Consider the following 25,467-nt stretch of genomic DNA (forward strand, 5'->3'; position numbering starts at 1 on the left):
AAGTCTACAATACCCTATGTTAAATTTTTCTTTCCCAATAAGGTTCAAACCATCTATTGTGTTATATGCTAACAATTTATAGATGTCCTATTTAGATCAGGTATTTTTTTGATTAAGATGTTAAACTAAAATAAATTTAAATTAAAATACTGAAAAACAATAATTTGTATTTAAAAAAGGGAATGGGTTTTTAGATAGCCTTCTTAGCTTAGGTTCTTTATTGCAAAATTGTTTCTTCATTTTTCTAACATAATTGCTAAGAGTAAACCACCTTAAAATACCTGTCCGAACAAAAATAGCACCCCTAAGAGATACCTTTTTTATAGGATATGACAAAATCCTATAGGTGGTTGTCTATAATATAATTAACAATAAAGGGAGAACAATAGATATAGGGTTTATAAGCAGTCCCCAATTAATTTGCCCCTACTACCCAAATCGGGTAGTAGGGGCAAATGGTTTTTTACAGAACTTTGTTTTTATAGTTATAAAAGGATTATAAAATTCAATTGAAATAGAGTAGAAAATATACTACCAAACAAAATAATCTAATAATATGTTTTATACTAAAATAAATTAGATATAAATGATTTTTAGTGTATTACGAAATTGTTAAAAGCATAATGTGTGAGTAGGATAATAATCAATACGTTTTCAAAATAATAGTTTGCTTTATGCCTAACAAACCAAAAGGTTATGAAGTTTTTTTAAATCAAAACAATAAAACTTTTTATGTCTGATTTTTTCTTTTTTACAGATCTAGAGGCGCTTTCTGTTCCTCAAACTCAAGAACAAGCTTTTGGACCGGTACCAGGAGATGAGCTTAGTTTTAGGGTAAACAATCAATTTTATGTAAAGGAAAATGCATCTGCTATAGCTGTAGTAGATGCGATACCTTTGCAGGTATATACAATTTTTTACCTCGTAACAAATCTTTCAAGCTTAACATTATTAATACGTTTATTTTAGGCACATGTATTTTTTTATTGATCCAGCACAGTTACCTGAAAAACAGAATATAGAAGACACTTTTGGTCCTATAAATAATGATTTAACAAATAAATATAGTGTTACTTCAAAGTTCCAATTAACTACCGAGGCTAAAGCTTTTGCCTGTGAAAAAGGAATGATGGTAGTCCAACAGTCTTCAGTTGATGATTCATTGGTTAATGTTATTATAAAGCCCAATTCTTCTTTGAAAGTCACAGTAGATGTTAAATATTATATATATCGCGGGATTCTGAAAAGCTCATTAATAGGGCTAGATTCTTGTATAATAACTCAAGATCACACAAATAATGAGTTGATAGCAAGAATTTGGCTTGATCCACCTACAGAGCCTGACTGTGGAACAATAGGATATATGGATAATAGCGATACTACTCCTTTATCAGAAGACATTGAAAGAATTTTTGATTATGACATTGCAAGTGTAAATCCTATTTTGGTAAAAGAGGGAGAATGGTTTGGTATGTTTACCAAAGATCATAAAATTGGATTTGAGATTGTTTTAAGGAATAATCGTTTTAAAGCTACTTTAGAATATGTTAGGTCGGGTGGTTATGAAATTGATGTAACTGGGTTAACGGGATATACACAAAGAATAAAAAGAGAAGAAATTTTAAATTTTATAGATCCTGCGGCATTTTTTGGAATGCATTATAAAGAGAAAGTAAGCTATTATGACCCAACCGCCTCTAATAATACTCGAAAGACAAATACTACACCAACGAGTTCTAGATTTATTTATACTAAGTTAATTTCTAAGTTCTATACTAAAAATATGGTTTATTTAGATATAAGAAGTGAAAAAGGGTATTCGTATAATTTTTATCAAAATTATAAGGTTTCGCTTACTGATGTTAACAATATTAAAATCAGGCGTGACACATCGTTTACGACGGAAATCTATCACACAAGTAATTGGCCAATACTTATTTTGGAAAGTACCCACACTAGTGGTACGACGAATAACTTAAGAGTAAATTTAAGAATTGATGATAATCTAAAACCAATAATATATACCAAAACCAACTTAAAAAAATCATTATCAGATAATAATTCAATTAAATCTAAATATATTAAAACGTTAAGTTTGGTTGATAATGGAAATAACCCCGATCACACGGACTGGACAAATGAGTTTAGATTGTTCTTTCCAAATACGCAATCTGGAACATCCCGTAATTATATTAGCAACTATGTTAAGTTATATTATTTTCGAGGATGTTATAATTCGACATCAGTTAGTCCTGTACTAATCAATGAACATTATTATGATTCTGCATTTTGTTCAGTGGATATTCCTAATATAGGTACTACTATTAATAACAAGAGATTTGTAGAAAGTGCTAATCCTATATATGTTCGAGAACCAAATAATACGGATGGTACAGGGAATTTCCAATTAAATATGACTAATGGTGCATATTGGGATAATGAACGTATTCTGTTTTATGGAGTAATTGAATATGAAAACAGCGAAGAAGTTTCTGAAAAGGAGTATTTAAATACATACTCTCAAAAATTCGATTTTGATTCTTGTAGTTTTTTTAATGAATATTGTGATTCAGAACTGTATAAGAGAACTGAAATAATATGTAGAGAATATACCACCACAGATGGAACGGTAAGGATTCCGGGAATTAACTTTTACAAAAGTGAAAAGAAAGGCATAAAAAGGAATTACAAAGAAAATGCAATGCTTTTGGGACTTACCTTAGCAGAGTTAAGGTCCATTAAATCAAATTCCCAAATTGACTTATCACATCACAGGTTTATTCATTTGGTTCCAAAGCCTAATAGCCCTGTGACCAATAATAGCATAAAACATTTTGAATATGAATTACAGCTTCAAGGATTAAATTCGAATGGTGAGCGTATTATCGTAACACCTCAACACAATGGAGCTACTATCACTCTTTATAGTAGGGATAATCAGTTTTTTAGTTCAAGAGCATTTTCAACTAATATTCCATTGACGACTGGGCAAAACGGACAGAATCAAACCAATAGAGTAGAGTTTCATATTTATCATGATGGAGTAATTAAAATTAATGATAATATTGATTTTGCTCTAATTCACGATATCCAAAATGCTTATTATTTATATCATGATAGCAATAATAACATACATGAAGTAACTAATCTGCACCTCCTTTTAATTAACAAAATGGGAATAGGACAATCTGTGAGTTCAGTTCCTGCCGGTCATACAAGTACAATAGATTATACTCCTTATAATAGTGATGATGTAAATGCCAAAACTTCCTATATATATCCTAATGGAGATGTTATAACCGAGGGATTAAAATACGGTCAATCTTTATACAAAATCAAGTATAAGAAGCTTGATAAAAGAGGGTTTTTAGCCAATCTTACTGCTATCAATTTTGCAACTTTAAGCATTGAGTTTGAATATGTGGGAACAAGAAGGTTTTATTGTAAGCCAGAGGTTGTTGCAGTTTTTATTGGTGCGTTGGTTGAAGTTGGAGCTTATACCGATGCAGCGACAACAATTGACTTTATAATTAAATCAACTGGAAGTTGTTTTGAAGATGGAACATCATTTCCTAGTGTAGAACATAATAATGGGAACGCTATAGATACAAAGTATCAAAATGGTATTTCAGGATTAACAAATGCTCAGGCATTAGCACGGGATCAAATATTCGTTGATGGTATGTCTAAATTCGGATGTACAAAGATTCTGAGAGGAACAGGTAGCCATTACTCAACTGGTTTGACTACGGCTACCAATGGAGGAAGCTTACACAATACACATTTGCATTCTGGTAAGGTAGTTTTAAAAGATGGAAATAAAGCACTATGAAAAAGTTTGTAATAATGATGTGTTCTATATTTTTATTCTGTTGTTTTGGGAATAGGAGGGAGTCAATTAGCGAAGGTTATTCAGTTCCTAATAGTGATAGGACAAATACAAAAGAGAAGGTAAATAGTGTAGAGAAAGGTAAAGAAAAAAAATCAGGGTTGGCTAAGAGCAAAAAGAATGCTGATAGCATTGTTAAAATTAATTATGAAATAGATAAAAAATTACCTCTAGGCCCTGATGTCTTGATTAATTATTCCTTTCCAAAAAATGAATTTTCATTCATCACGAATGAAAATGATGATGTAAGTAAAAATCACCAAGAAAAATTTTATGAAGTTATTAAGTATTATTCAGGCTTAGAGGCTATTCATCCTGATGTTGAGCCATCTAGAGATATAATATTTGGTAATGTGAAATATCTAAAGCTGAACAATGAAGATTTCTCCGAAATACATGATTTATTTCAATCTAACAGTCTAATTAGCTTTACTTATAGACTTGAAAACATCGGACCCTATGAGGCTTATTTGAAGATTAAAGAGAATGACTATGGAGAATGTGGGCACGAGTTGAAGAATTTATTAATGAATGAATGTTGTTATGATTTTGAGAACTGCAAGGAAAAAGGATTTTTAATACTTTATAAAAGAAGAACCCAAGATGCAATAGTATTAAACCCATTTTATATTCAATCTGAAGATGAAGGTACTTCTTTTCGACTTTTCTATTTCTCAAAAAATAATACTATTCACATTTACGAAGCCTATAGCGATGTGGACGATTATGATGAGGATAAAATTAATAATCAAATTGACCTGATACATAGAATTGAGATAGGTGATAATGGAGATATTAACGTATATAATATTGATTACAAAAAAAGGAGTGATGAAGAATTAACTTATGAAGATCAAAATGAAATTTCAGAAAACAAAAAAAAACAAAAGAGGTTATTTTTAAATTATAGGGATAGTATTTTAAAAATTACAAAACCAATAATAGAAAAATATCCTTTTGGAGCCAAACAATTGATAGAACATCAATTTCCAAACGAAGATTTTGAAATAATACTTTCGAAAAGTAAAAATAAAACAAATTTTTCTAGCACTTTTCTTAATATTTGGAATTACTATTTTGATATAAATAAACCAACCAATAATACCTGTTTTTTACCTCCAATTAAGGAATATAAAAAAATACAACTCCAAGGAATAAATGAATGGAGTAATGGTTTACATTCCATTAATACAAACTTAAAAGATCCATTCGCCAACCCAAAGTTTAATTTTAGACTGCCTAATATCGCAAACTATGAGGTGTACTATCTTTCCAATTTAGATAACGAATCCAATTGTGATCTTTCCGAAAAATTCACTTTTACATCTCTATTTAATAATTGTGATGTCAATGGGATTTTACTTCTATATGATAGTAAGACTCAGGTAGCAAATATTGCAAACGTATATTCAATTTCAAGTAATCCTACTAATGTGAGTTATCGTTTCTTCTATATACATAATGACAAAATTCACATTTTTGAGGGGTATGGTAATCATAATTATCAAAATATTGAAAGTAGCCAATATAGTATGGATGAAGATGAAAATCATTTTAGCTCCAAAGGAAAGTACAAAATAAATCATACAGATACCTTTCAAATATTTGAAAATGGAGAAATAAAAATTAGTCAATCAACAAATAATAAGTTCTAAGTATTATGCCAAGATATTTACCACCATTATCAGTACTACTATCCGTTGATAATTTACCAGCAAATTTAGGATTTGTTGAAGATGGCTTAAATTCGGTGTTTTCCAAACTATATTTCAAAAACTTTCATGTAGATAGTAGTATTCATAATGAAGAAGCATATTATACAATTACGATAGTAAGTAAAACACGCCTAGCTTTTAGTATCGGAGAAGTAGAAGGGTTTAATTTGATTTTAAACCCAGATTTTACAGATGGAAATACTATTGAGTTTCCAATGTCAATTTCATATCACTTGCCAATATTAAAATACATTGACGATTTTAACAGTACTAATTTTGACTTTTCCTTCTCAAGTATATATAATTTACTGTTAGAGATTGGCGATGTGGATGAAGTTCAATTAATTTCTGGTTTAGCTTATAATATTTATGGGGAATATGGTGAAGAAGATGAACAAAATCCATTTCAAGTTTTTATAGATGATTTCAATACAAAAAACAATCCAGTAAGTCCTATTCAGTTTAATGATTTGGGAGATCAGATATCAAATATTGAAGATATTTTAAACCAATTAAAATCAAATGGGAATGATTTTGACATATTTGATATCGTTTTCAATGATTATCTTAGTGCAGATGATGATTTTGGAAATGTTAAAACAAAAATTGAAAAACTATTCTCAGATATATTAGGAAATTTTGATTTGGATAATCTGTCAAGTTTTTTGATTCCGAAATTTTCAGCATCTCTTAATTCTCTTAGCTTGTCAATAGAATTTCCTAGAACATGGTTAAAACCTGTTGACTCTAAGACTTTTGATGTTATTGAAGATGGAAATGTAAAATCACAATTAAGATATAATGCCAGCAGTTTATCCTTTAGTACAGAAAAAGGATTTGAATTTGACCAAACAGATTCTTTAGAACTGACACCTTCACAAATAGGAAATACCGGGATATTAATAGAATTTGATAACCTAAAAATAGACCTTAGTAAAAACTCCAACATCCCCGAAGCCATTATCGATGGCAGAGCCGATGATTTTATGGGGGTATATGCCCAAACAGCAACCATTACCCTGCCCAAAAAATGGTTTAGGGACCATCCCGATAGTACCAGTACCGCAAAAGTTGTGGGTACCAATATTTTAATAGGTACCGGTGGAGTGTCTGGCACTATTGCCCTTGAAGCCGTAGACAATACTACCGAGGGTATTTTATGGAAAAAACTTGGGGAAAATGGTTTTGCAGTAGGGTTTAAGTCGTTTGATATTACCTTTAAGCAAAATACGGTGGTAGATTCCAATATTATTGGGCAACTTAGAATACCCAGGTTAAAAGATGCCAAAGGAAACGATGCCGAAGTAGAAATCACAGGGCATTTGGATGCCGAAGGGGACTTTTTGCTCACGGCATCAGAAAAAGACGGTTTTGCCCCTATTGTGATTCCTGATGTTCTGGAAATGACCATCCTGTCCTTAGAGCTAGGCAAGCAAGACGATGAGTTTTTTATAGGAACATCTTGCAAAATCAAGTTTACCAATGCAATTATGACCAAGCTATTGGGGGATCAGGCCATCGAAATCCCCAAGCTAAGAATTTATAGCGACGGTAGTTTTGAGATCGTGAGTGGTACGATTCCCGTGCCGGCAAATTTTAACCTTAATCTTGGTCCGGTAGAAATAGGGATTTCAGGGGTTAATTTTAGCTCCTACCAGCAAGAGTATCAAGGCAAGATGAGGAAGTACTACTGTTTTGGTTTCGATGGCTCGATCAATCTTGGTCCTTTAGGCGTAGAAGCTAGGGGAAAAGGAATGCAATATTATTTTACCGTAGATAATAATGAAGATGTCCCACAAAACAATTCGGATTACAAACCAAAACACTCTTATTTTAGGATACAAACCATCGAGGCAGATATTATCGTTCCCGGGGATGCCAAACCCGAGAATGCAACTGCAATCATAAACGGATATTTATCAATACCAAAGCCTGGGGAATCCAAAGAGTACGAAGGAAGAATTTCGCTTAAACTCCCCAAAGCCAAAATCGCAGGAAGTGCAGAAATGCGGTTAACCCCAAAATTTCCTGCCTTTATTATCGATGCCAGTATAGAACTCCCCAAGCCTATCCCATTAGGGGCAACAGGGCTGGGAATCTTTGGTTTTAGGGGATTGTTTGGATACCGATATGTTGCCGAAAAAGATGTGGTTAATGCAGATACCTGGTATGAGTATTACAAAGCTCCAAAGCGCGGGGTAAACATCCAAAAATTCCGCACACCACAGGATACCGATGCGTATACCAATCCCGTTTCAATAGGTGCCGGGGCCAGTTTGGCAACAACTTTTGATGATGGTAAGGTAATCTCTACACGGTTATTTTTATTGCTTTCGATACCAAGTCTGTTCTTGTTAGAAGGAAAAGCAAACATATTAAGTAAAAGAATTGGGCTGGATGACCGCAAAGAACCTCCCTTTTTCGCCTTTATTGCTTATGGGGACCGCTCTATAGAACTTGGGTTGGGTGCAGATTATAAACTGCCCAAAAAGAATGGCAGAATTTTTTCATCATACGCTAATGTACAAGCCGGATTCTTTTTTGACAACCCATCTGCTTGGTATGTAAATTTTGGTACCGATAAAAAACCGATTGAATCCAAAATAATTAGTATTCTTAGAGCAAAAAGCTATTTAATGCTATCTGCAAAAGGTATTCGGGCAGGAGCAAAAACCGAATTTATTTTTGACAAAAAATTTGGCCCTGCCAGGGTAAAAGCATGGCTATATGCAGAAGTTGGCGGACATATAAGTTTTGAGAAACCACAAATGGGAGGATATCTGGCTGCAGGTGGTGGCCTTGAGGTAAAAGTGTGGTTTATTAGTGTCGGGATATCTTTTGATGCTATTTTCTCTGCAGAAGCAGCAGAACCCTTCTTGATTTATGCCAGTTTCCGGGTTTGCGGTAAAATCAAAATAGGATTTGTTAAAATAAGAAAGTGTGCAGAAGTTGAACTAAAATGGGAAAAGTCAAAACGAATAGATCGCACACCAATTCAACCATTACTTAAAGAAAAAGCAAACGAGCAGATAAAAGGGGTAAACATGATATCTGGAGAAACGTTTGACTTAGTAAACCTAGGCAATACGATCTCTTCGGGAACACCAAATATAAGCGGGGACCACCAATTATTTAATAAAGCGATCCTTCCTTTAGATACTTTTATAGACATAAAATTCACCAAAAACGTATTGCCAAAAGCAGTTTCTAAGCGTATAGGAGGCAATACCAATGCTCCCAAAGGTTATGAAGACTTAATCCCGCCAGAAAAAACGGTTAAAGGAGGAAAAAAACTTCGCCAGGTAACCCACCGTTATTCTATTGAGAACATTGGTATCAAAGCTTGGAATGGGAGTGCTTGGAAAGAATACCACCCCTATGAAGCACTCATTTCAAAAAATAACGAAAATACCAAAAACCTTAAGATAGGGCATTGGCAAAAATCAGGCAAAGAATACAATGCTGTCCGGTTATTGGCGGATTCACCTTTTTCGTACACCAGTCAGGGAGAGAAAGGTTGGTTTATCCCTGAACAAGTAGGGATAACAGCAAATATATTTTGTGAAGAAAAGATACGAAACAGGAGATGTGTAAATTGGCTTGATAACAGAAAAGTAGGAAGACTATACCATATAGGTTATGGTTTTTTTCAAAAAGGATTTTACTTTAACTTAACCGGGAGACAAGGAAACCATGCCATGATCACAGCCAGAAAAAATCCTTTTGGTTATGACAGGTCATTACTGTTTCAGAATAACGATATACTTACTATAGAATTGGATGAAGATGCCTCTTCAGTAAAATTAAAACTTACCACAGATGCCAAAGGGGTTACCATAAGATATTTTAAAGGTATTATAAATGATGACATTGAGATTCAATATAAACTGGTAGAGGAAGTATATAAAACACAACAAGAATTGTTGAACGAGGTGGTTTATGAAAATGAAGATGAACCTATTTTAAAAGTTGTAGTAGCACCAGATCGTATAGATCAGGATCAAGTCAAATCGATAAAGGAACAAATTGCCAAATTGTTCGAAGATACGTATCAAGACGCCATAACTAATGGAAATCAAGGAAATATAGATGTGCCCAATGATGTAACAACGTATAATCGTTTATTACAACAATTAGAAACGCTTAAAAAAAGAGGCTGTTCTACTATAGAAACAGATATAGGGCAAGAAAAGATCAAAGTACAGGTAAAACCTTTTTATGACAATCCGGAAATAAAATATGAATACAGTTTTCTCGATTTCGATTGCGAAGAGATAGCACATTCTATTCGCCCACTCGATCATTTTGAAGATATAGAAGCAGAAGTCAAAAAAATCGTAGATATAGCTAAAAATTCACCAGAAAAGATAGTAGTTAATGAAAACGATAGAAGATATGTTTTTGAAGTGCTGGATGAATCAGATGCTATTCTTGTATCTTCTGTAGAGCATACTTCTCCGCAAGCTTGTAGGGATCAGGCTAACAAATTTATAGAACTTCTTTATAAGTATCTGGTTAAAATATCTGAAGAACCTTGTGAATCTGGTAATACAAAGGCATCCTACTTTCTTAGCCAACTTAAAACAGATAGGGGTTTACGTGTTCTAGGTCTTTATGAAGCCTCAAAAGATAAAGCAATATACGCAGTAGGAGAAATTGCAGACAAAGCTATATTACTAAAGCTGGACTACTCAGGTACCATTATTTGGCAAAACACATTAGACGCTATTGATAGTCTAAGCGAAGTTATGGAAGCACATGAAGATGGTGTAATTTGCAAGAACTATGAGGTAGACAATCTTGTTTTATCTAAAGTTGGCTCTGGCGGAGAGGTACTTTGGACAAAAGAATATATTCCGGAAGATCAAACAAAATCTTTAGGGGGACAAGTAATAAAACTAAGTAACAAACGATATGCAATTTTAAATAAGGGATATAAAAATAATAATACATCTGTAGTTAAAACTGTAATATCTATCTTAGATTTAGAAGGAGCCCCTATTACCGAGCGGGAAGTACTTGGGATTTCTGTACATTCGATTCTGGCGGTCCAGGAAGATATTCTTATTGTAGGTACAATAGATAATCAACCGCATTTAATACGTGTCAACCAATCTTTTGATATACGTAAAAGTATAACCATAAAACATAAGGGGGATCCATCTGTAACTCTAAGCATTAGGAAGGTTATTTATCATAATGAAACAATTTATATTTCCGGTAAGGGGTATATAAGTGATCATTCTTATTACCCGTTCATGGCTAGTGTCTCAGAGGGTGAGTTTGCTCAAGGAACATCTATTACAGTAAAATTATTTTCAACACGTTACAACTTAGATTTTAACCTGAATAATGAGGCTATTTATGTATACTATTTTGGTTCGCATGATGATGGAAGTTTCTATAATACCATTATTAAATGTGATTATGATTTTAATGTTCTTTGGGTTAAATCGTTAAAAGATAATAAGGATATTGAATTTTCTGATATTTCTGAAGAAGGAATACTGGTACATAGCAGTTATAATGGAAGCCTTATTGGGAGATTGGATTTAGAACTGGATAGTTGTATAACTATAGATTCTTCGATAGATACACTATCTGGGGATATAGATTTTCTTCAAGGGGACACAGTCACTTTTGAAAATCATTTTTCTGCAATTACTACATTAGAAAAAGCAACAACACCAACAGGGCTGTCTATCGAAGAGATATGTCCGGGGCATTTTAACCCACCGGTGGTTAGAACGTTTTGTAGCACCATGCTTCACGAAGTATGTTGGCAAACCGTAAGGGATATTACATTTAATAACAATATTAACCTGCAAAAAGACATTCAGGAAGATTATAAGGCAACGGTAGATGCTATACTCAATAATGTAGCCCCTATTTGGCGCCCAAATACCAGTTATTATTTATACTTTCAGCTTAAGGATACAGTAGATGGAGGTAACGATCAAGGGATTTATGATTATTATTATGGATTCAAAACGGCCGGTCCTGTAGGACATTACCACAATGCAGGGGGAGTTACCTTTGGGGAACGGGATGGAGATAAAAAACTGATCAATCCAGATCAATACCCATTAACTTCTATACGAAACTATATAGATTATAACCGCTCGTACCCCAATGCCGATGGGAATTTGTTAAGGGCAAAACCACTGTTCTATAGCAGCGAGGATAATAACAATGAAATCCTGCTGTTTTTCTCCAAATCGTATGCACTACACATGTTTAGCCAATGGCCAGAATACAATGGTATGCCAGCACTAAAAGGAGATATGAAAATCGTAGTAAAAGACCCAAAAGAGGATATTACGATCGAAAACCCACCACCTCCCGATGTAACCACCACCGAAGTTCCTCGAACTGTAGAGAGTTGGACCGAAGATGATGGAGTGCTCCTGCCTGAGCATTTGAAGCTAATTAACAATTTGATCCAGGCACATAATGATGTTGATCCTGATTTCAATTGCCTTTTAACCGGAGGAGAACTTATAAAACCAAAGTCTTTTGTACGAACAGTTACTGTAAATCATCTTAAACCTTTAAAAATGTATACCGCGATCGTGAACAATATTTTTGAAGGGAAGGCTGTAGAAGTGCATAATTTCTTTTTCCAAACCTCTCGATATGCAAATTTTAAAGAACAGGTAAAAAGTTATTTGTTGGAATACCCAGATGAAAATAGTTCTAAAGCTGTTTTTGATATTTCGGTAAATATAACCGCCGAGCAAACCAAAACAGCTTTTGAAATGGTGAACAGAAATTATGCGGTTGGCCCCGAAAACTTAAAATTACAATATACAGATCTGTTTGAACGGGTTGTAGAAGGCTTATTAGACCTTAAACCACTGGATCCACCCCTAGGCACAGAGTTTAACCTAATAAAATCGGTAGGATCGGGAGACATCGTTGCAATATGGATAAGAAACCCAGAACCCTATAACGATCCTAAGATACCTTTTGACACAATTAAAAATACCATTGCCATAATGAATCAAAGTGAAATAGATACTAATTATACCACATTGTTCTCCAAAGATTATTCTCAAGCATTTATCATGCATTCTAACCATAAAATTGAAGCATCATCGCTAGACTTTGAATTTAAGTACCTGCGATGGGATGGTAAAGCATACGAACCTAAAACCACAATACCAGTAACGATAACAATCCAATAACGCATAAGATCACACAAAATGGAATTTATAAATAAATACAAGAAAAATCTTCACAAGTATTATGTTGCGCAAGAAGTGCCGGGAGATGGTATTTACGCTGTTGGAGATATATTGATCGATGGGATGTCCGGCTTGGTAAGAGGGTTGGTTACAAAATTGAACCTTGATGGAACCGTACTTTGGGAACATGATTTTGCTCCTGAGGGGATTGCCCGTTTTAGTTTTAAAAAAATGGTAGCCTGCGATAATGGGGATATACTAGTATCTGGGCGGTATAATACAGAAAAGGTTAACCTTGTAAGATTAACCCCAAATGGCGATCTGGTTTGGAGCAAAGCGTATTTTGATAAAGGGGATACTACCGTAAAATATAATGGAGATCACCTTGTAAAATATACAAATGGTCAATATGTGTTGGTTTTAAATGAAACAAGGGGTAATCAACAAAATCTTTTAAAAATATGTATCTTCAATGAGACCGGAAGCGTAGTAAAACAAACGACTTTTGACGTCTCCGGAAAATTTAATTTAAACACGACTACAATTAATAACGATGGCAACATTGTTGTAGTTGGGGAAACGCAAGATGATATTTTAGGGCGTATATCCGTTGTATTGGCGTTCAATTCAAATCTCGAAATTATTTATAACCAAAAACTCAAACCTTTTGAAAATACAAAAGGAAACTTGAGGATTGATGGTGTATATGTAAATAATGGCAACTATTGGTTATATGGGTATCGTACTAAAGAAAATAATTCAGGTAAAATAACATTCATTGCTAATTTAGGTAGTTCTTTACAAGATATACCATCAGAAATTAAGGTTAAAAAATTCCCTCAAAATATTTCGGGAGGGGGGCGTATCCTTTTTCATCCGCAAGAGGGCATCTATATGCAGAATCGTTCTGCCACAAGTATTTTTTTTAGCAAATTTGACTATAGTTTTAATTCGTTGGGTACTTGGGAGTTTTTGGATGATTCGTTTGGAAATGTATTATCACAGGTAACCGATACACACGTTCTGTTCAACAGGTATGTTGTGGATAGCTATGTTGGTAAAATAGGATTGGACCTGGATGCTTCTCTTACAAAAAAGATCTCTCCCATTCAGGTTACCGATGATATTATCTATTTGCACACACCTGTAACTACCCAAATCAAAGATTTTTCCGGAAACTTAGAAGATATACATATAGCGGTTACTAATGTTGTTTCCAAAATTGAAGATATCGCTAACAAATCTTTGACCCATATCGATGGGTTTTTAAATCAATATATAAAACAAGGGACAGATCTTTTTAATAACTATGATGTTCTTGAAGTGAAAGATGATGGAGTATATCTTGCCAGTTCAAACCTTTCAAGACAGGTAGTTCTTTTAAAAGTTTCTGTATCCACCGGGGAAATTATTTGGGAAAAAACACTAAATATCCCAGAATTGTCCAATGCAACACCTTCTTTACTTTCTTGTGATAACAGAGATATACTTTTGGAAGCAAAATCCTACTCAGGTTATTTTTTAGCAAGAATTACGGTAAACGGGGATGTAAAATGGTCCAAATTTTATGATGTAAAAATTAAGGATAGTTTTATATACAAGATCCTCACAAAATTACCAAATAACGAATACCTGTTTTTTACCAAAGATAACAGGTTGGTTAAAATAGACGGAGATGGTAACATTCTTGCAACCTACCTTGTTTCTCTTGGCGAGACAACACAAATTTTAAAGGTTTTCTATACACCTCAAAACAATATTCTTTTATTGGGGAATATAAAAGACGCTATCGTTTTTGCAAAATTGGATCAAAGCACAACTATTATTGACCAATTTACACTTACCTATACTAATGATCTGCTAAAATCAATTAAGTTAAATAATGCTGTATATGATAAGGAACAAGTAATTTTTTCCGGAACTATTGCTTACGATAACACAATCTCACAATTCATAGGTAAATTGGATGTAAGTACCCCTGTAAATGATAATCCGGTAGATATAAAGCTATTTCAGGGGTATGATTTAGGCATGCAGTCAAATTCTGATTTCAGTTTTGTACAGACGTATTATAATTCATTAAATGGGATATTTAAGTTTGATAGTAACCTGGAATTGGTTTGGTTTAAGACTTTGGACATCCCCAACTTCTTTTTATCAATATTTGGCACTCTTACAGAGAGCCATGTGCTTTTTACAGATCTTCTTTATTCCAAGGTTGGGAGGCTTAATCATGATCTGGAAAGTTGTAGAACCTTAGACCTTCCTTTGCCGCAATTAGAAACGATCCAGCTAGTACGTAAAGCGTATACTTTGGCAAATATAAGTCAGGGGGATTCCTTAACGGCAAAGTCCTTGGTTTCAGATACTATTGATACTACTTCGATCGTTAAACATTTTTGTGCTCTTACGCCCCCACAAAATCAATCAGGGACCTTTCTTTGCAAATACACAAAATCACCACATCACTATACGGATATTATTGAAATTCCCGGTGATGGGATTTATGCAGTTGGTCAGGTTAGAACGACAGATACTCTGCTTTTAAAAAGAGGGCTGATAACAAAACTGGATTTTACAGGACAAGTACTATGGGAATATGATTTTGTGGCGCAAGGGTTTGATTGGTTGGGTATTGATCAAGTAGTTGTTTCAAAAAATGGGGTTGTACTAAGAGCGACTACTCTAGGGGAATCTTTTCTTGTTAAACTGTCTAGTACAGGTAAGCTGTTATGGGGTAAAAAATTGAGTGATTTATTTTCTGAAACTTCTATAACCACTGGAGCTATTAAATTGTCAAGTTATGATAATGGCAATATATTGTTACTTGTTGAAGAAGGTTCTGGGCGTAACCAGAAAACTTTCAAATTGTTTGAAATTAATGAGAGGGGAGAAGTTACAAAACAAAAAAACTTTAATACGGATATACTTAATCATAGCAGTAGATTTTTGTGTGCTAATACAAGTACCATTGTTTTAGTAGGATCCGGGTCGAAGAAAGACACAGGAAACCTAACTGCTGTAACTGTTTTTAACCACAATTTTGAAGTAGAACAAAGCTTTATTATAAAGAGCTTCTCTGATAAATCAGGTTTCTTTAATATCCATGGGGTGACCGAAGCAGATGGAAAATACTGGATACATGGGGAGACAAAAGTAGAGGGAGTATCCAAGAACCTTCATTTTATACTCGATCTAGGAGACCTTAAAACCCCTGTGGCTAATGAGCTTTCCATAAAAACGTTTCGCAATCCTGATACTGGTATAGAGGGTATCGTACCCGTATCTGATGACTTAACACTTACGGTTGTAACCAAAAACGAAATTACTTACTTCAATCACCATCAAAAAGACCTTGGTGTAACCAAAACACAGCAGTTTTTAGATGATTCTATCGGAAGAGTACTCTGGAAAGCAACAGGGGATCACGTACTTCTTAACCGACAAGGGGTAAATGGTTATTTGGGAAGATTAGGATCAAATCTCGAATCATGCTTAACAAAAGACGCATCGATAATCGAAGTACAGGATATAATGGTATATACAGAGGCATTAACAGTAACAGGTCAAACTATAAATGAGCTAGGCGCATTACCGGATCATATTATGACAAGACAACTTGTGATATCGATCAAAGAAGACATTTGCTCCACACAATTTAAAAAAACCGATGGTTTTTTGAACAAATATGAACGGGATATAGAAAAATTCTATATGTATGCCGCCGAGGTGGAAAACGATGGGGTTTATGTGGTTGGATCTACTTCTGATGGTACTTCCGCAGCTGCTTCGACAGGAGCAGTATTATTGATGAAATTAACCCCTGATGGAGATCAGATATGGGAAAAGAACATAGATGTTCCCGGATTAAAAAGTTACACGGTTGTCAGCTTTATTAAATGCAAAAATAACGGAATCTTACTACAAAACTATGACGATTCAGGAAAATGCTATTTGGTTAGGGTATCTTCTGAAGGAGCAATATTGTGGAGCAAAGACTATAACATCTCGGCACCCGATGATTTTTATTACGGAGTCTTTGGAAAGTTAGTTCAACAAGTTTCTGAAAATGAATACCTTGTTTTTGATAAAGGAGGCCTGATTTTTAAAATTAATGATCAAGGTGAAGTTATTGGCCAATCGTATCAAATCAATGGTATCGGCGAATTAACCAAAGTGATATACACAGACGAAGGAAACATCCTAGCTATTGGAAATAATAACAATCAGGTCGTAGTGGTCACGTTAGATACCAATTTTAACGTAATAAACCAATTTTCTATAGCAAAAAATGAATCCAATCCCCTTCATTTTGCTAAAGCTGTTCAATATAACAACAAAATTAACTTTTTAATATATGAAGATCTATTTGGAGGGACTAATTCAAGAATAATAGGGCAGATAGATTTAAAAAACCTTCCAACAGACAGCATTATCAATGCCCGGGCTATAAACGATAATGGATTAGGGGTTGCTTTGCATGAAGGGTTTAGTTTGTTGCATGTTCAAGATAACAATATCAATCAAGGTAGTATACTCAAACTTGATAATGATTTGCAACCCGTTTGGTATAAAACTTTAGATATAAAAGACTTCTCTTCTACATTTTTTGGTGAAATCACCAACAAATTTGTTTATATGCTTAATGCCGATACTACGGGATTGGTAGGTAGGTTAAATCATGACCTTGATAGTTGTAAAACGGTAAACTTAGCTGTTCCCGATGTACAAACTGTGCAATTAAAAATTAAGCCCTATAGCACTGCAACAATTACAGGAAAAACACTTACAGCACCGCAAAATCTTGACGTAATCGCTACAGGTATATCTTCAATTAAGCATGAAGTATGTTTCAAAAAACCAGTTGTTCCGGTGGATTTAGGCTTATTTTTAAACCGCTATAACAAAGCCGATCATGAATATAAGCAGGTATTAGAAGTTGGTAACGACGGGATTTATGCCGTTGGTAAAATTAATGGTACAAGCACAGATAAAGGGCTTATTACCAAAACCGATTTTAATGGAAAAGTACTTTGGGAAAAAGATTTTGAGAATGATGGTGGTAATGGTCAAATATTTACCCAGATATTAGCAGCAGATAATGGAGATCTGATGGTACTGGGAAAAGCGACATCCAATGATCAGGTGAGCCTAACCAGAATTACAACGCAAGGAGAAGTGTTGTGGAGCAAGTTTTATGGAGAGTCTTATACTAATATAGGATACTATGCAAAATTATTGAAGTTACCTAATGAGACATACGTAATACAATCAGATCGACATTATTTAACCGGTAATAATGCAGATATCACCACTATTTTATACAAGTTAGATAAGGATGGCAATATCACTCGATCTGTTATCCTTAAAGATATTGCGGATATTATTTTTAGAATATATTGTAACAGTAGTAACAGAATCGTAATCGGGGGGCATAATATTATCATATTCCTTGATGAGTCCCTTGATGTGATTAAAAGTATTTCTTGTAGTTTAGGCTCTGGGGTATTCCCTGTGGGATTTTGGGATGCATCCAATATAGATGGGGATTTCTGGGTAAGTGGTAGCATACAAATGGATCAGCAAAACGGGCCAATACCATTTATTGTTAAAATCAACGAAAACCAGGCTCTTTTTGCCGATGTAGAGTTTACTGGTTTTACAGGAATAGGAAATTATGAAATTCAAATCCATAACTCAAAAGGCTTTTTATATTTAAAAACTTTAAGTAAAGAAAAAACAAATACAGTTCATAAGTTGTCCAAGGATCTGGATATAATTTGGTCAAAACAAATTACTACGGAAGCAAAACTTGCTTTGGATCAAGCTACACCAGACAATATAATTATTCATGGTTATGATGGCGATCATTTTATTGGTCGTCTTGATACAGAACTAAAAAGCTGTAAAACAGTAAGTTTATCCCCGGCACAAACAACAAAGATCAAGAAACAGTTTTTTAATGCAGGAGCTTCAAGCGAAGATAATGGGTTAGGTCAAAATACGGGTAACGTTAATTTTGTTGTTACAGATGTGGTATCTGTTAAAGAAGAAATTTGCCCATTTGGTAGTGGCGACGGGGATGGAGATTTGGTATTGGATCCTTCTATGGTGTTACAATCTCCTTTTCTTTATGTTCAATCTGCTGGTTCTACCGGCCATGACGGTAGTGCAAAAGGGATTCACCTGCGTTGGACATTAAAAGGGCATATAGGAGATTACCATATTCCCAAAGGAAATTTATCGAATGCTACCCATAGTTTTAACAAGAAAGATGACTTTGTTAAAATATACAGAACACCTTATACAAAAAACGAAGTAGTCATTGATTTTAATGCACCTCCAAATTTGATTTTTGATAACAAAAGGGAGTGGGTGTATGATATCAACAAAAATATATTTCACATATATTTTAAAGATATTGATCGGTATAACCAAAGTCGAGGTGCAAATGACCCTTCAAAAAACCCAATGGCTTTCATACAAGTTTATGGAGACGCTTTGATAGAAATTGAAAACAAAAAAGAATTATCATTTGGGGCCACGTTTGTGGTAAATGATGCAGCTGCGGGGAGCAAATTAGCCACAGAGGTACTTACAGTAGATGAAAACAAAATAACTGCGCAAAAACATGTAGGTGCCAGAAAGACGTTTCTGGATAACAAAATAACTTCAGCAAATATAGTAGGGGAAAATATACGAAGTGTACGGTTTTTGGCAACAAATTGTATAGTTTCAGGAATTAAATTTGAGTTTTACAGTAATTTTATTACAAAAGCAAACACTACAAATACCTGGGAGTATGTAGGTAGATATGGACTTACCATTGAGGATACAAAAGCTTTTGAGTTGTTGGAGCCCAGACCAGGGTTAGTACATGGTTCATGGCCCAGATATAATGGCAATGCTTTGGTTAATATCGAAAACTATAAGAAGAAATGGAACGATGCCCAATCCAATGATGGTCAAAGTATAAAAGGTGTCATTCAAAAATATATTCAACTAAGCGATGCTTCTTCAAACAATCCATTGGCAAATGAAGATATTTTTTATCCCGGAGATCTTGATGATGGTTCGTTAAGTAGCTTCAAAGTTTCCTATCTGGATTTACTACAGATTGCCTCTATCGATTACCATATCGCAAGAATGCTAGGGTTAGGATATCTGGATACTAGTGTAACGGCTCAAAATGAAAAATATGTGTATTTGGCGGTATACAACACCAAAGCAGATCCAAACAATGGTACCCCTGCAAAAGACCAACAGCATATATATATGTCGTTACCAACTTCTATAGAAGATCAAAGATTGCCATTGCCTATAGATCTTAAAGAACCTGTACCGGGTTTACAATACAATAAATGGGACAACCCTACCCGTTTGACTGATGAGCAAGGGTATACTCATGACGGAAAAACGAGATTTATTACACTATATGCTGAGGATTTACCAGAGTTTGCCGATAAAGACTTCTACCAATCCGGGGACAAAGAATATAATTTGGCAGCATTTACCTTTCCGGTAAATGGAGGTTTAGAGTACAAGGATCAAAATGAAACAGACTGGAGGGCACCAGAACTCTCTAGCACCTCAGACTATCTCAATGTCGTGCCAGATGGTGATACACCATACGGGGAGACTATACCACTTGGTATTCCTGATTTGTTTGAAGCTTTTTATGTACATCGCGAAAAAAATCCGGGGGCTCATGTGTATGGATCGTATGGGATTAATTGGTTTGGGCGTGCAAGTCAGAGTGCTATAACTTGGACTATCGAAACCAAGTTTAAACCATCAAATCTACTTTTGCCCCCAAGTAACCTAAGTGCTGTACTCATTAAAAAAGAAAAGCCTTTGCTATTAACCTCTTCACAAGAACAAGAGCTTTATTCGGCAATAACAGGGGGGGATAAAACATTGGTACGTTTGTATTTCGATTATAATTCTTTTCAGGAGCTGGTATCTTATAAGTTAACCGAGCAGGATCTTGCCATAGGGGATTGGTCCGATCCTAATTATATGTTTCCTGATAAAGAGGAAGTATTTGCAGATGAAGTAGAAATCTTCTTTAGAAAAAACATGCCAAATAATGTAATCGGAAAAGCTATTAGTATTGCAGATGATCCCGAAAATGAGATTGTTTCTGTGATCCGAACAGGAGCTTACAAAAGATATAGTGACAACTCACTTATCACACCAACATTAGATACTAATGCAATGGCAAATTTTATAGGAGGAGTATTTATTCTTGAAGAAGAGGAATATATCATCCATAATGTTAAACCTTCAGATATCCCAAAAGAAGGGCCTGTTTTTATAGTGTATAAAAAAGAAATTAGTGATTCCATTCAATCCAGAACGGTTCCAGATGCAGATGCAGATCTTGAAGCCCCAGAAATTAATGCAGACGGAATGTTTATGGCTATTGAAAACATGTTGAACCAGGGAAGTTGGGGAACACCAAACCCTCATTCTTTTAAAATTTCAATAGGAGATAATTGGCAGGTCCACAGAGAAAAAATCCAACAAGACGGAGCCGATACAAAAAAAGAACAAGTCTTGGAAAAAACAAGAGGAATCTGGGGAAAAGCATTGATCGAAGAAATAATAGAAGATGTAGATATTAACGAAAGTACAGGTGCTGTGATTCAGGGACACGCCGGATTGTACAAAATAACTTTCGAAAATGATACGGTTTTAAATGACCATCCGCAATACAGCGCTTCCGGAAATTCTGTAAACTGGGACAAAGGTGTTGTACGAGTGCATACCAAAAATGATAGCAACGGCCCCAGAAAAACCTTGCAGGTGATCAAAATTGAAAATATAGGGACTACGGGACTGACCTTATATGTCTCAGACCTGGATTTTCAATCTGTTGAAGAGGCTCCGGAAAATACAATTTTGACAGGCCAATCCATAGAAGTCAATTTTTATCCGGGGTATAAGGTTTATTTATATGCCAATACCACCATAGGGTTAACTGAAAATATAATACAGCCAACAGAAGGAGAAGGGGTTAGGTATACCATATTTGGTTCGAGAAGTAAAGATAATAAGGTGAATTACGCTTCAGATATCAGTGTGCCGGCAACTATGTTTGCACAAGAAATTATCGAACCACGGCAACCGGAACTTCCAAAAGGAGCACAATATGCATCACGACCGGATACTTTCGGAAAATCCACATATACCTTAACCACAAAGTTCAAAGCAAAACCACATAGTGTAATGTACTACAGGTGCGATGAAAACAGTATATTGAATGCCTTGTACACTTTTGATACCGTAAAAGCTATTAAAGAGGCAATTAAAACCCCTTTAGGAAAAGAAGAATACGTGGTAAATCGATGGACCAATCTATTACGTTTTGACTATAATTATAAGGACAATACTATTAACCAAAATGGGCAATTTGCGGCATATCCTGATACCAAAGAGGGGTATAGATTGCCTAATCCAAACAAACCGTCTTTATTTTTTAATGGAGAAACACCAGGAAGCATTCTGCCGGGTAATATGATCGATAGAATTAAAGATGCTGTATTTAATGCTTTTACCCCCTTAACCGAAATTCCGTTACTATTCAAATATATACGAGGTAAAGACTATGAGCCATTACCTAAAAAGCAAGTGGTCAGAAGCAAAAATGGAAGTTTACTTCAGCCAGAGGATAGTAATTTTGATATTGCTCCAATGGCCAAAAAGCTTTCAGAAAAAGAGGTGCTGTTTACCGATTTCACCCTTCAGGGAACATCAGAAAACATATTTTTCTATACGGTTCGGGAAATCGGAAACACTATGCAAATGGGGGATTTTAGCCCGGTGTTAGGCCCTGTGAAATTAGTGAATACTAACCCTTCTGAAGCTCCTGAAGTTAAAAGGGCACTTCCCGTATTGTCCAACAAAACTTTAAATGTACTTCCGGCAATACAATTGGAAATTAATGCATACCCATTGGTACAGCAAGTTGAAAGGATTCATTTATATCGAACCCTTAATGCTGATAATGCACTTTCTGTTAGAACAATGGATCTTGTTAAAACCATAGACATATTACAAGACAAACTGTTGGGAGACAATGTATGGAAGATCAAAGATGAGTTTGAGGATATCGGGTACGTTCCGTATGCAGAAGTATTGTATTATAAAGTCACAGTATCCCGAAAAGTCGAATATGCCACAAAAGAAGGGAATATTGTAACAGAATATGCTCCATCCAATGCTTCAAAGTTGGTAATAAGTACAATCTTGGAAAATACCACCCCAGAATCCCCAACACTTTTCTATTCAACGTTTAGTGAAGATGGTCTCAAAATTATTGATAATCCAGAATTACGATGGGATAAAGTAATACATAATGGGAAATATCATTTGTATAAAATGAACGAGCAAGGAAATTGGGTGAAGATTTATGGGTTTTCCAGTAATAAAGAAAAACTGGTAGTTTCTCTGTCTGAAACCAATTATGGAAGCGATAAATTAATAATAGAGGATGATTCTGGAAATCCATTATACCATCATTTTAAGGTACGTGCAGAAAACTCTTCGGGAATGTTGAGCCTGACAGAACATATTTTAACAATCCCAAACAAGGATTCTAAAGTAGTATTGGGCATAGGAACTATGGTGGTGGGGACCAGTAATGTAGTTGGTAAAAAAACGAATACTAATAATCAAGGAAATGTTATTGGTAAAGCAAAGATAGGTCAAGATAATATAATAGGATAGATAATATAAATTAATATACAAATGGAAAAATCAAGACAGGAACTCAAAAGTTATTTTCAAACAGGAGATATACCTACAGAACAACATTATGCAGATCTTATAGAAAGTTGCGTAAACAAAGTAGACGATGTTTCTTCAGTTGGTACTACGGATTGGGTTGCACCGACATTGCTTAATAATTTCGAAAACTTTGGATCCTTTCAGACTTCTAAATATCAGGATACAAGATATCGTAAACTAAATGGTGTAGTTTACATTCAGGGTACTATAAAAGGCAGTGAACAAGGTAAAGTTATCTTTAATCTTCCCGAAGGTTTTAGACCAGCAGAAAGAATCTTTTTTGGAACTTTGAAATATGGAAACGTCGCAGCCAGAATAGACATTTTACCAAACGGAGATGTATTCGCAGAAAGCTATCATGCCTCTTGGACTAGCTTAAATGGAATATTGTTTATTGCCGATAATTAAACTATTCTTTATTTTTTGATTATACTTTTTTTGAAATAATACACTATTTCATTAAGTGTGTAACTTAAAATACCGAGGGTTTGACTTTTTTAAAGTCTTACCCTTTTTTCATATATAGTTAAGAACTGATTGAGGATTATTCCCCAATTTTTAATTGGCATAGACCATTGGATTGCCTAATAATTTTAGGACAAAATATTTAAGCCACTTTTTTGTTTTTAATATTCAAATATTCTTGTTCTACTTCTAGAGGAGTTTTATATCCTAAAGCAGAATGTAATCTTTTAGTATTGCACCATTTTATATACACATCAATTATATAATGAGCCTCTAAAAATGATTTAAATTTATGTCTATAAACACACTCATATTTTAATGTTTTAAAGAAAGATTCCGCTACTGCATTATCCCAACAGTTTCCTTTTCTACTCATAGATCGAGATATCTTTAGATTTGCATCTAATAGGCTTTTCATTGCAGTAAATGCATATTGTACCCCTCTATCAGAGTGAAAAATATGATTATCAGAAATAGGTCTTTTTTTCTTAGCTAACAACCAAGTTTTATAAATAGTATTTTGTGTAGTCATATCGTCACTTAAATTCCAAGCTAGTATTTTCCTATCAGCTAAATCAAGAACCATAGTTAAATAATACCATCTTTTACCAATTCTTATATATGTAATATCTGGCACCCACTTTTTACCTAATCTGGTACTTGTTAAACTCTCTATTCAAAATGTTCTTAGGAATTTCATATGAATGATTAGAATCAGTAGTAATTACATACTTTTTTCTAAGCACACTTTTCAAACCTAATTTCTTCATTAAAAAAGCAATATAAGAACGACTATAATAAATATTTTCTCTTTCTAAAACCTTATGAATACGCCTACTACCATAGATTTGGTTGTTTTCATTAAAAATAATTACGATTCTATTTTTTAAATGTTTTAAGCTCTGCTTTTCTTTATCCGTATTTTGTCTTTAACCAATTGTAAAAACTACTAGAACTAACTCTCATACAACTACACATCTTCTCAACAGGAAAATTGTCTTTATTCAACAAAATAAATTGATATCTCACCTGTCGCTCACGGAGAAGATGCTGACCGCCTTTTTTAAAATATCTCGCTCTAACTTTACGGTTCTTAATTCTTTTTCTAAAAGTTGAATGCGTTTTTGGTCTTCTGATAATACTGAACTAGTTGTAAAATTACCAGAATTTTCTTCATAGGACTTACGCCACTTACGAATTATACTACCATTGAGGTTGTATTCTTTACTAACTGAATTTACACTTTGACCAGATTGTAATAATTCTACAATCATTAACTTAAATTCATCTTCATACTTTTTTGCCATAATTCAAATGTAAGGTTATGGGCTATATTTTTCTGTCCTGTTAAAGATAGACATTCCATTTAAAAGCGTATAATAAATCTGGGTTATCTACTGTGCGTAAAGAAAAATTGTTA

At 34.3% G+C, this 25,467-nt stretch carries 6 protein-coding genes and 1 pseudogene; 6 read left to right on the forward strand and 1 reads right to left on the reverse strand.

Translation table 11 applies throughout. The features are described 5' to 3' along the window. Positions 1-732: 732 nt before the first annotated feature. From ACZIYX_RS18370 to ACZIYX_RS18395, 6 genes are all read left to right on the forward strand, one after another. Positions 733-969 carry a hypothetical protein gene (locus tag ACZIYX_RS18370; RefSeq protein ID WP_462683721.1) on the forward strand — a complete coding sequence of 79 codons (237 nt, stop codon included), beginning with the start codon at positions 733-735 and terminating at the stop codon, positions 967-969. Between the two features lie 157 nt (positions 970-1,126). Then, positions 1,127-3,832: a hypothetical protein gene (locus tag ACZIYX_RS18375; RefSeq protein ID WP_462683722.1), complete on the forward strand. Its 2,706-nt coding sequence runs from the start codon at positions 1,127-1,129 to the stop codon at positions 3,830-3,832. Continuing rightward, positions 3,829-5,544, forward strand: a complete 1,716-nt coding sequence (locus ACZIYX_RS18380) for a hypothetical protein (protein WP_462683723.1) — start codon at positions 3,829-3,831, stop codon at positions 5,542-5,544. The genes ACZIYX_RS18375 and ACZIYX_RS18380 overlap by 4 nt, the downstream gene beginning before the upstream one ends. A gap of 5 nt (positions 5,545-5,549) precedes the next feature. Then, entirely contained in the window at positions 5,550-12,791 is a 7,242-nt protein-coding gene (locus ACZIYX_RS18385; protein ID WP_462683724.1) for a hypothetical protein, read from the forward strand. Positions 12,792-12,809: 18 nt separating this feature from the next. After that, positions 12,810-23,522 (forward strand): hypothetical protein, encoded by a 10,713-nt coding sequence (locus ACZIYX_RS18390; protein WP_462683725.1) that lies wholly within the window; start codon positions 12,810-12,812, stop codon positions 23,520-23,522. Positions 23,523-23,543: 21 nt separating this feature from the next. Then, positions 23,544-23,990 (forward strand): hypothetical protein, encoded by a 447-nt coding sequence (locus ACZIYX_RS18395; RefSeq protein ID WP_462683726.1) that lies wholly within the window; start codon positions 23,544-23,546, stop codon positions 23,988-23,990. A 199-nt stretch (positions 23,991-24,189) separates the two neighbouring features. Here ACZIYX_RS18395 and ACZIYX_RS18400 read toward each other — a convergent pair. After that, positions 24,190-25,354 (reverse strand): annotated as a pseudogene (locus ACZIYX_RS18400) (IS3 family transposase). Positions 25,355-25,467: the final 113 nt, after the last annotated feature.

It is taken from the genome of Aquimarina sp., assembly GCF_977115655.1.